This is a genomic window from Jeotgalibacillus haloalkalitolerans (assembly GCF_034427455.1).
Lineage (GTDB): Bacteria > Bacillota > Bacilli > Bacillales > Jeotgalibacillaceae > Jeotgalibacillus > Jeotgalibacillus haloalkalitolerans.
In genome coordinates this window covers 203,222-213,619 of record NZ_JAXQNN010000005.1, presented here as the reverse complement: position 1 = coordinate 213,619, position 10,398 = coordinate 203,222, and the positions used below count along the sequence as shown (strand labels likewise).

The window sequence follows — 10,398 nt, the reverse complement described above, 5'->3', positions numbered from 1 at the left end:
GTAGCAGCAAATGCAGATGCACAGACAGACGCTTCAGTAGGTGTAACAGCTGAAGGAGAAGAAGAAAGTGCAGAAGTAATGGCAGATGCTTCAAATGACGTGAACACAGACGTAACAGTAAACGAAGATGAAGTAGCAGCAAATGCAGATGCACAAACAGACGCTTCAGTAGGTGTGAAAGCTGAAGGAGAAGAAGAGAGTGCAGAAGTAATGGCAGATGCATCAAATGATGTGAACACAGATCTAACAGTAAACGAAGATGAGGTTGCTGCAAACGCAGATGCACAGACAGACGCATCACTTGGTCTAAAAGCTGAGGGTGAAGAAGAGAGTGCAGAAGTGATGGCAGATGCTTCAAATGATCTGAATTCAGATTTCGTTGTGAATGAAGATGAAGTAAAAGCGGATGTTTCTAACGATACAACTGCAGGTTTTGGTGTGAAAGCTGAAAATGAAGAAAACAGCTCTTTCCTTGGCGGAGAACTTTTCAACAGCCTTGATGGTGCGTTTGAGTCAAATGATGACATGACATCAGGTTCATTAGATGCTGTAACTGGTGGAACAATTGGTGCAGGATTTGAAGATGAAGATTCAAAAACTGGACTAAACGGTATCCTGGTTAATGATTTTTCAGGTTCTTTCGTAAGTGAAGAGGATGAAGATTTCATGTCTTCTCTTTCAAATGACACAAACCTTGGTCTAAATCTTTCAAGCGAAGATGAAGAAGATCGTTCTTCACTATTTGCAGATGTAACTAATGCACTTGATCTTGGTCTTTCTGAAGATGAGTTTGGCGTTGCAACTGATCTTGGTGTAGCATCAGGACTTTCATCTGAAGACGATGACAATGCATTTGCATCAAATCTTGATCTTGGCCTTGGGTTAAACCTGATGCTTGTGGATAAAGAAAACAAGCACAACGGTTCATTCCTGAGCCTTCGATAATCAGCTAGTCATTGAACCGGGCTTCCTTTTTGGAGGTCCGGTTTTTCAATGTATATAAAAAGCCCAGGCAAAGCCCGGGCTCATCCATTTATCTTATGCGTTTTGATGTTCTTTTACCGGGAACCAGCCTTTTGTATTGACAATAGCCTGCCATAACGGTTCCGGTACAGTCAGTGCTTCACGGTCGTCAACTGAAAGTGACGTTCTGATCTCACTTTCGCGGCCTGCTTCAACCTTCTGAATCCACTCAGGCTCCACAATGATTTCGCGGCCAAGTGCCATCAGTGGTACGCCGCCTTCCATTGCTTTTTCAACATCATCAGGCGTGTGGAGTGAACCGACGCCAATAATCGGCAGTCTGTCGCCAACACGGTCCTGGATCAGCTGAACACGTGATGTTGTATCAGACTCATCGCGCATTGATCCCTGGTGGAAGTCCATAACAGATACATGCAGATAATGAAGGTCTTCGTGTGCAAGACGATCTGTAAATGTCAGCGTGTCCTCCATTGTGATACCAGGCTCTTCACGTTCTTCAGGTGAAAGTCTGTAGCCAACGATAAATGATTCATCGCCGAATTCTTTCACTGTTTTATTTACTTCATCAATGACTGCAAGCGGGAATGTCATACGTTTTTCAACTGATCCGCCCCATTTATCCTCACGTCTGTTTGAATGAGGTGAGAAGAACTGCTGAATCAGGTACGTATTTGCACCGTGGATTTCCACCCCGTCAAATCCTGCTTCAATTGCACGGCGGGTTGCGTCACCGAATGCTTTAATGATGTTTTCTATTTCATCATTTGTCAGCTCGCGCGGTGTCATGGCACCTTCACGTTCAGGAGCAACTGCACTGGCGCTTACTGTCTGATTGTCAGGAAGCAGTTCAGGAGGCGCCATTCTGCCTGCGTGGAAGATTTGTAAAATCGCTTTTGCACCCTCACCTTTTATCGTGTCAGCAAGTTTTTTCAGACTCGGTACAAGATCATCGCGATGCGCCCCGATTTCCCCGTGGAACCCTTTGCCGTCATCAGTTACGTTGGCAACTGCAGTTAACACTGCACCTACTCCGCCTGAACGTACGCGGTAGTATGCCAGCTCCTCATCTGTTACTTCACCGTTATCTTTTGAAGAAAAGTTCGTCATTGGTGCCATCAGCACTCTATTTTTTAGTGAAACTCCATTTTTAAATGTGAATGATTCTAAAAATTTCTTTGTCATTTTTATGATCCTCCTTCATGTATCGGAAATGTCATGTCACGCAATTCATTATAAGCGTTCTTTCGGGTAACTAAAAGAAACCTGCTCAGTAAATGTGCAGGTCAGCTTGATTCCCATTTTCTAAGCGAAGGATATGGATCATACGCCCATTGGTTTTTGCCGTTATCAATATACATACCGTAATGAAGGTGAGGAGGAAATTTTCCGCTTGTGCCTTCTTTACCGTATCCGGAGCTCCCTACATAACCGAGCAGATCGCCGGCTTTTACAATATCACCTTGCTTTAATCCCTCTTTAAAACTGGAGAGATGAGCGTAGTAGTGATAAACGTTATGGATATCCCTGAGGCCGACACGCCATCCGCCGTAGTCATTCCAGCCGAGCGCTTCTATTTTTCCAAACGTTGTTGCGAGAACAGGCGTCCCGTATCCCGCAAATAGATCGGTTCCCTCATGCATCCGCCGGCCGCCCCAGCCCCGCTTTCCGCCCCAGGTACTTCTGTAGCTGTATAAATAATTTTTGTGTAAAGGGAACACGTGTGTATAAAGGTCCAGCGTGTTGAACTGCTGATATAATTCCGCAATCGTGAGAATCTGACTGACAGACTCTTTCCGTTCATAATAAGCATTTAATGCCTCATTAAAAGAAGCGTAACTGTTAATATAATCCGCCATTGATCCGAAAATGTCTTCAGGGTCATTCGGATCAGCTTTCCCGTCTCCATTTACATCCTGTCCGATTCCACCAAAAAATTCAATGAAATAGGGTGACAGGTTGGACTGATCCGGATGAAGCGGACCAAACCAGCGATCATCAGGAATCGTCAATGCAAGCGGACCATCTTTTTTCTCTATATCCTGCCGGAGCGGCTGAATATTCCGTTCGAACTGATCAATCGCAGCAAGATAATACCACGGCACACCCTGATGGTGGTAGGCAGCATAATAAGTTAAGCGCTCGTTTAAAAGTGTCTGCCGGTCATCAGCAGCTGCAGTTGAATAAAATAGCAGAAAGCTGATCGTTGCAGCTAAGAAAGTTTTCATCTTTTTCACCTCGGAGGTAGTATGTGCAAGTAAGGTGATTTCAAGCGTGTTTTTTAGAAGTTCATACAAGTTTGAAGAAGCGTGTAGCGCTGTTTTGTGCAGTGGTGTAGCAATTGAGGTAGGAGTCTGTAGCGATACACCCGGGAAGCTGTAGCAATTTGGGCCGGGCGTGAAGCAATTCCGCCATTCTGTTAACATATCACTCCAGGCGCTAGCTCTTCGGGTCATAAGCCACGCATCGGTAAATGGGAAGACCGCCCATTTTCCGCCCCGCGTCTTATGCTTGTCGGACCTGAACGCCTGCTTCCGCTTTTCGAATATGACACTTGTCATATCTTATTCCTTACACTCATGACTTATTTTATTTCGGGGAAAGCTTTATGATGAGGTCATAAGAGTTACAGAAGGAGGAAAACATGAGTAAACAAAAAACAGCAGAGCTGCGCAAAAGTGTCTCTCCTTATGAAAAAGCAGATATGAAGGCAAGTATCAGACAAATGATCAATACCATACCGCCATTTTTTATTTTATGGTTTTTGGCGTACCAGAGTCTTGAGATTTCTTACTTATTAACTTTAGGTCTTGGCATCGTTGCGGCAGGGTTTGTCGTACGAATCTTTATTATTTTCCATGATTGCTGCCACGGCTCATTTTTCAAAAATAAAAAACTGAATAACCTTGTTGGAACATTAACAGGAATCGTGACGATGTTTCCATATGAAAAGTGGAAGCGTGAGCATTCGATTCACCATGCAACAAGTGGTAATCTTGATAAGCGCGGAACAGGCGATATCTGGATTATGACAGTGGAAGAGTACAAAAAGGCTTCGTGGAAAGAGCGTCTGTCTTACAGAATGTACCGTAATCCTCTTGTCATGTTTGGTCTTGGACCGCTTTATCTGTTCTTGGTGACAAACCGTATGAACAGGAAAGATGCGCGTAAAAAAGAGCGTAAAAACACTTATATTACAAATGCTTCAATTGTTGTTTTATATACTGGCATGATTTTATGGCTTGGTTGGGAAGCGTTCCTGCTGGTTCATGGGCCGATCATGTTTATCTCAGGCTTCCTTGGGATCTGGTTGTTTTATGTTCAGCATCAGTTTGAGGATTCCTATTTTGAGGATGAGTCTGAGTGGGATTATGTGAAGGCTGCGGTAGATGGAAGCTCGTTTTACAAGCTGCCAAGAGTGCTCCAGTGGGTGACTGGTAATATCGGTTATCATCATGTACACCATTTAAGTCCGAGAGTGCCGAACTATCATCTTGAAAAAGCGCATGAATCAACACCGCCGCTTCATAAGGCGACGACGATTACGATGCGTTCAAGTCTTGAGTCAATAAAATTCCGTCTTTACGATGAATCACGTAAAACATTTGTCAGCTTCAATGAAGTGAAAAGACAGATTAAGAAAGAAAAAATGTCAATTGAACTTCGTCGGATGCAGACGAGATCATAAATGGAAAGCGCCTGAAGGGTTGAATACCTTTCAGGCGTTTTTTCATAAAGTCGATGCTTCTGAACAATCTTTTATCCGTGCTATACTAAAACGAGAGAAAGGCGGAATGCTTGTGCATAAATGGTATAACATTTTTCCGAAAAATACGGGGTTAAATATATATATTTGGATTATCTTTTGTATGCTGCCTTTTTACTTTATTTTCAGGTCATCCGGATGGGTGGAAATTTCAACAGGTGTGGCGATGATTCTGGTGTTTTTTGCGGCTTACCGGCTGACCTATCTGACAAAAGGCTGGGTGAATTATGTCTGGGTGGGAATTGCCATTGCGATCAGTATCGCGATGACGATCTTATTCGGATTTGTTTATTTTGCGATTTTCCTTTCGTTTATGATCGCAAGCGTCCAGCATAAAGTGGGGTTCTTCACACTGTACGGCATTCTGGTAGGCTCTACAATTATCACAGTCAACATCGCATTCTTTACTCAGGACCAGCTGTTTTTCACGCAGTTCCCATTCGTGCTCGTCTCGATCATCGGTGTGATTTTACTTCCGCTCAATTCATACAACAGAATCAAGAGGGAGAAGCTTGAAGGTCAGCTTGAATACGCACAGAAGCGGATTTCAGACCTGATGGTGATGGAAGAGCGGCAGCGGATTGCAAGAGACCTGCATGATACACTTGGTCAAAAGCTATCACTGATCGGATTGAAAAGTGATCTGGCGGCAAAGCTGATCACGGCAAACCCTGATGGTGCTAAAAGTGAACTGATAGATATTAACCAGACAGCCCGCACGGCACTAAAAGAAGTAAGAGAGCTCGTATCAGATATGAGAGGGACCAAGCTTGATGAAGAGATTACACATATTCGTGAGCTGCTTCACGTTGCACAGATCAAACCTGAAGTTAAAGGCAATCCAATCCTTGAAAATGTCCCCCTTTTAGTGGAAAACGTAATCAGCATGTGTCTTAAAGAAGCTGTTACCAATGTAGTAAAACACAGCAGTGCCACGCATTGTAAAGTTACGATTGAACAGCTTCCGAAAGAATTAAAAGTAACTGTTGAAGATAACGGCAAAGGGTTTTCGATGGACCGTTCAATTGAAGGGAATGGATTAAGAGGGATGAGAGAACGTCTGGAGTTTGTAAATGGCACACTGGATGTAGAAAGCGGTCTTGGCACAAGTATCACGATTTGTGTTCCAACCGTGCTTAAGCAGGTGTCTAAGGAGGAAGCGCAATGATCAGAATTGTATTAGCTGAAGATCAGACCATGCTGCTCGGAGCGCTTGGTTCCCTGCTTGATCTTGAAGATGACATGGAAGTGATCGGGAAGGCAAAAAACGGTGAGGAAGCGGTAGAAATCGTAAAATCACTCAAGCCCGATATTTGTATTATGGATATCGAAATGCCGCTCAAAACAGGACTTGATGCAGCCGAGGAATTAAAGGATGAGCCGTGTAAAATGATTATCCTGACTACCTTCGCAAGACCCGGATATTTTGAAAGAGCCAGAAACGCAGGTGTCAGCGGCTATTTATTAAAGGACAGCCCGAGCGAAGAGCTTGCCCGCTCAATCCGTACAATCATGGAAGGACGCAGAATCTATGCACCGGAGCTCGTCGATATGGCACTGACAGAAGCAAACCCGCTGACAGAACGTGAACGAGAAGTCATGGAACTGATTGCTGAAGGCAAAACAACAAAAGAAATTGCGGGTACACTATTTATCACAAACGGAACAGTCCGCAACTATATCTCAGTCATACTCGACAAACTCGAAGTCTCAAACCGCATCGAAGCCATCTCGAGGTTTAGGGAGAAGGGCTGGTTTAAATAACGACAGTGTTATGTGCTTTTTAAAAGCTCAATTTTTGTAATAGTTTATTGCTGAGGTGAGCGAAGCGTAAGGCGGCGACTCCACCGGGATGTGACGGACAGCTGAGACTCCGCAGGCGCGCAGCGACGAGGAGGCTTAGCGCCGTCCCCGGGGAAAGCGTCCGCCTGAAGCGCAGTGAACCGGTTCGAATTGATTTATTAATTCCTACATACAAATATGCTCAAAAAATCCTATACCGTGAAAAATCACGTATAATCATTTATAATAAGATTAACACAATATGTGAATTTATTCACAATATCGTCAATAATCAATGATCGGAGAGATTTGATCTATGAATCAACTTTCGCAATATGCGAAGCAATATAAAGGCACACAATTGCTCATGGTCATGATCGCTTTTTTGACCGGCGTAAGTATCATTGCGCAGGCGTATTTTATCGTCAAAATTGTGGATGAAGTGTTTTTAAAAGGAGCATCCCTTTCGGATGTAGTACCTCTATTCGGATGGCTGGCACTGGCATTGATTGCCCGTGCAATGCTGACGTACGCAAGTGGACGGACCGGCGCATGGCTGGCAGCAAAGGTGAAGCAGACAATCCGTGAGAAGCTGCTTGAAAAATACGCAGGGAATCCGGTACAGGCTTCACTTCAGGGGCAGTCCGGACGCAAAGTCAGCGTGCTGATGGATGCAGTGGATGAGGTGGACAGTTATTTCAGTAAGTATATTCCCCAGCTCACTTTAACTGCTTTCATTCCTTTAATGATTATCGTAACAGCCTTTTGGCAGGACTGGATTACGGGAACGGTATTACTTGTTTCAGCGCCGTTTATCCCGCTGTTTTTTATCATCATCGGGATTAAAACGCAAAAGAAATCTGAAGAACAGCTTGAACAGCTTTCTGCGTTTTCAGGAACATTTCTTGATACACTGCAGGGACTGACTACGCTTAAGCTTTTCGGTCAGGCAAAGAAACAGCGGGATACGATTGAAGACAGCAGCCTGAAGTTCAGGGATGCAACACTTGAAGTACTGAAAATTGCATTTATCTCTTCGCTGGCACTTGAATACATTTCAATGCTTGGTGTGGGACTGGTTGCGCTTGAACTCGGACTGAGACTAATTTATTTTGAGAGTGTCACATTTTTCACGGCATTTTTCATGCTTGTCTTAGCGCCTGAATTTTACGTGGCGATCAGGGAGCTTGGAAATGCTTTTCATACAGGGCGCGGCAGTATCGGCGCTGCTAAATTAATTGATGAAGAGCTCTCAAAGCAGGAAGACCGTGTGAATTGGGGTAGTGAAAAACTGACGCCCGGCACACCGCCGCACATTCAGTTTGATCAGACTGTTTTTCAATATGGAAAAGAAGGGTTCAGCCTCGGACCATTACAGGCTGATATTAAACCATACGAAAATGTAGCATTAATCGGTAAAAGTGGATCAGGGAAATCCACTGCGCTGAATCTGCTGAGCGGCCTGGTTGCGCCGTCATCAGGGGCGATCAGAGTGAATGACAAGGAGCTCTCGCATTATGAGGAAGAGAGCTGGTTTGATCAGCTCAGCTATATCTCTCAGCAGCCGTTTATTTTCTCGGGTACGCTTGCAGATAATATTGCGATCGGAAGTAAAAAGGAAGCAACGCGTGGCGAGATTGAGTCTGCAGCTGAAAAAGCAGGGTTAACACCGCTGATAGAAGCGCTTCAAAAAGGACTTGATACACCTGTCGGAGAAGGTGGAAGAGGACTTTCAGGAGGGGAGAAGCAGCGACTTGCGCTTGCAAGAGCTTTTCTGAAAAAGCCTTCGGTGATTCTCTTTGATGAGCCGACGACAGGTCTTGATCTGAAAACGGAACAGATTCTGACCGCTTCAATGGAGGAACTGTCAAAGAACGCAACAGTCATTACAGTTGCACACAGACTTTATACAATCAGAAATGCTGATCAGATCCTGATGCTTGAAGACGGAAATCTGAAAGCGAATGGGAAACATCACGACTTATTAATTGAGCCTGCCTATCAGGAAATGGTCCAGGGGGGTGGCGCACATGCGTGAACTCGAAATTGTGTTAAGACAAATCGCAGCTGAAAAGAAAAACGTCTGGTACTCTGTTCTATTCGGTTATATTGGCGGGGTGACGGCTGCAGGTCTGTTTGCAGCAAGCGGATATTTAATTTCCAAAGCTGCGCTTCTTCCGCCAGTCTATACACTCACTCTGCTGATTGCTTTTATAAAAGTGTTCGGTCTGGTGAAGGCAGGGTCAAAATACGGAGAGCGGATGGTCTCTCACCGTGCAACCTTTAACATTCTGGCCGGTATCCGCGTCCGCTTTTTTGAAAAGCTTGAGCCTTTGGCGCCGGGTATTTTTCAGAAATTCAGAAGCGGTGATCTGTTGGCGAGAATTACAGGCGACGTGGAAAGCCTTCAAAACTTCTTTTTACGCGTCTATTATCCGCCAATTGTTCTTGTATTTGTATTCTTAAGTGCCATGATTTTCACCACCTTCTATTCATTCTGGTTTCCGCTGATTTTCGCAGCAGGCCTGCTGTTAACGGGACTCATTATTCCCGCGATCTTTGCAATGCGCAGACAGAAGATTGAAGAGAAGGTAAGAGAATCGCGTGCCGCACTTTCTACTGACACAGCTGAAGTTTTGTATGGATTCCGTGATCTGAAAATTTATCAGCAGCTGGATGATAAAGAAGTGTCACTTCATCAGTCATCCGCCGCTTATATCGCAAACCAGGAAAAAAGCAGCAGTCAGAGTATGTTCAACCAGTCTGTGAATCAGGCAGCAGGACTCCTGATCTCATGGGCCGTGCTGGCAGCGGGTGTCGTTCTTGTTCAGCAGGAACAGCTGGACGGGGTATTTCTTGCGATGCTTGTCATGCTGTCACTGAATATATTTGAAAATGCAGCGCCAATGGCTGTACTGCCGCCTCATTTAGAAGACAGCAGGAAAGCTTCAGCAAGGTTAAACGAAGTAACAGATATTGAGCCTGTCACTGCAGCGGAACCGTTCGAATCGCTGACTGATGAAGCGCCGGCGATATCCTTCGGGTCTGTTTCCTATACACATGAAGGAGAAGAAAGGCCGGCGATTGCTGATACTTCATTTACAATCGAGCCAGGTTCAAAAACGGCGATTGTAGGAGCGAGCGGCTCAGGGAAATCAACCATTTTTCAACTGCTGCTTGGTGTACTCAGAACAAACGAGGGAGAAATCAGACTTCAGGATAAATCCATTCGTCACATCAAGTCTGAAGACATCTGGGAAAAAGCGAATGTCGTCATGCAGGAAAATCACTTCTTCTTCGGCACCATCAGGGATAATCTTCAGATTGCCAGGGAAGGACTGACGGATGAAGAAATGCTGTGGATGCTTGAGAAAGTGAAGCTTTCAAGATTCACACTGGATGATCCGGTCCTGGAAAAAGGAGAGAACCTGTCAGGCGGAGAGCGTCAGCGGCTGGCTATTGCAAGGGCACTGCTCAGAAAACGCAGCTTATGGCTGCTGGATGAGCCGCTCAGTTCAATTGACAACGTGACCTCAGCTGAAATCATGCGCTACCTTGAAGAACGTACGGAAGATGCAACAGTCTGTCTGATCAGTCACCAGCTGAATGGTCTTGAGAAAATGGATCAGATCATCGTGATGGACGGCGGAAGGATTGCTGAAAAAGGATCATTTGATGAACTGATGGCTGCCCGCGGGATGTTTTATGAGATGAAGAAAATTGAACAGGAAATTTTAGTCTAGGAAAACCGCTGATGAGGCGGTTTTTCTTTTTTGGTGTGGTGGCTGGGTTGGGGGAGATGTCGCTGTTTTGGCCGAGGATGTAGCAATCGGGCTCGGGGTTGTAGCGATACACCCGGAAACTTGTCG

The 10,398-nt window shown here is 44.9% G+C and carries 8 protein-coding genes; 6 read left to right on the top strand and 2 right to left on the bottom strand.

The window, feature by feature from the left end; translation table 11 throughout:
- Nucleotides 1-945 (top strand): prolipoprotein diacylglyceryl transferase (locus UFB30_RS14020; RefSeq protein WP_322422320.1); only part of this gene is annotated, 945 nt, incomplete at its 5' end.
- A gap of 93 nt (nucleotides 946-1,038) precedes the next feature.
- Here UFB30_RS14020 and UFB30_RS14015 read toward each other — a convergent pair.
- Nucleotides 1,039-2,166 (bottom strand): NADH-dependent flavin oxidoreductase, encoded by a 1,128-nt coding sequence (locus UFB30_RS14015; RefSeq protein ID WP_322422319.1) that lies wholly within the window; start codon nucleotides 2,164-2,166, stop codon nucleotides 1,039-1,041.
- A 101-nt stretch (nucleotides 2,167-2,267) separates the two neighbouring features.
- The gene (locus tag UFB30_RS14010) at nucleotides 2,268-3,209 is read right to left on the bottom strand and encodes a M23 family metallopeptidase (protein ID WP_322422318.1); all 942 of its coding nucleotides are present in this window, start codon (nucleotides 3,207-3,209) and stop codon (nucleotides 2,268-2,270) included.
- A gap of 416 nt (nucleotides 3,210-3,625) precedes the next feature.
- Here UFB30_RS14010 and desA point away from each other — a divergent pair, with 416 nt between their 5' ends.
- From desA to cydC, 5 genes are all read left to right on the top strand, one after another.
- Nucleotides 3,626-4,669 carry a Delta(5) desaturase DesA gene (gene desA, locus UFB30_RS14005; RefSeq protein WP_322422317.1) on the top strand — a complete coding sequence of 348 codons (1,044 nt, stop codon included), beginning with the start codon at nucleotides 3,626-3,628 and terminating at the stop codon, nucleotides 4,667-4,669.
- A 112-nt stretch (nucleotides 4,670-4,781) separates the two neighbouring features.
- A complete protein-coding gene (locus UFB30_RS14000; RefSeq protein ID WP_322422316.1) occupies nucleotides 4,782-5,915 on the top strand; it encodes a sensor histidine kinase in 1,134 nt (377 codons plus the stop codon).
- A complete protein-coding gene (locus tag UFB30_RS13995; protein ID WP_322422315.1) occupies nucleotides 5,912-6,511 on the top strand; it encodes a response regulator transcription factor in 600 nt (199 codons plus the stop codon). Before UFB30_RS14000 ends, UFB30_RS13995 begins: the two co-directional genes overlap by 4 nt.
- Before the next feature lie 334 nt (nucleotides 6,512-6,845).
- Nucleotides 6,846-8,567 carry a thiol reductant ABC exporter subunit CydD gene (gene cydD, locus UFB30_RS13990; RefSeq protein WP_322422314.1) on the top strand — a complete coding sequence of 574 codons (1,722 nt, stop codon included), beginning with the start codon at nucleotides 6,846-6,848 and terminating at the stop codon, nucleotides 8,565-8,567.
- Complete coding sequence (gene cydC / locus UFB30_RS13985; protein ID WP_322422313.1) at nucleotides 8,560-10,272, top strand: thiol reductant ABC exporter subunit CydC; 1,713 nt, start codon at nucleotides 8,560-8,562, stop codon at nucleotides 10,270-10,272. The genes cydD and cydC overlap by 8 nt, the downstream gene beginning before the upstream one ends.
- Nucleotides 10,273-10,398: the final 126 nt, after the last annotated feature.

What these genes read in the sequence shown, in the direction of transcription:
- UFB30_RS14015 (WP_322422319.1), bottom strand. Translation starts at nt 2,166, where the DNA reads ATGACAAAGAAATTTTTAGAATCATTCACATTTAAAAATGGAGTTTCA.
- UFB30_RS14010 (WP_322422318.1), bottom strand. Translation starts at nt 3,209, where the DNA reads ATGAAAACTTTCTTAGCTGCAACGATCAGCTTTCTGCTATTTTATTCA.
- desA (WP_322422317.1), top strand. Translation starts at nt 3,626, where the DNA reads ATGAGTAAACAAAAAACAGCAGAGCTGCGCAAAAGTGTCTCTCCTTAT.
- UFB30_RS13995 (WP_322422315.1), top strand. Translation starts at nt 5,912, where the DNA reads ATGATCAGAATTGTATTAGCTGAAGATCAGACCATGCTGCTCGGAGCG.
- cydD (WP_322422314.1), top strand. Translation starts at nt 6,846, where the DNA reads ATGAATCAACTTTCGCAATATGCGAAGCAATATAAAGGCACACAATTG.
- cydC (WP_322422313.1), top strand. Translation starts at nt 8,560, where the DNA reads ATGCGTGAACTCGAAATTGTGTTAAGACAAATCGCAGCTGAAAAGAAA.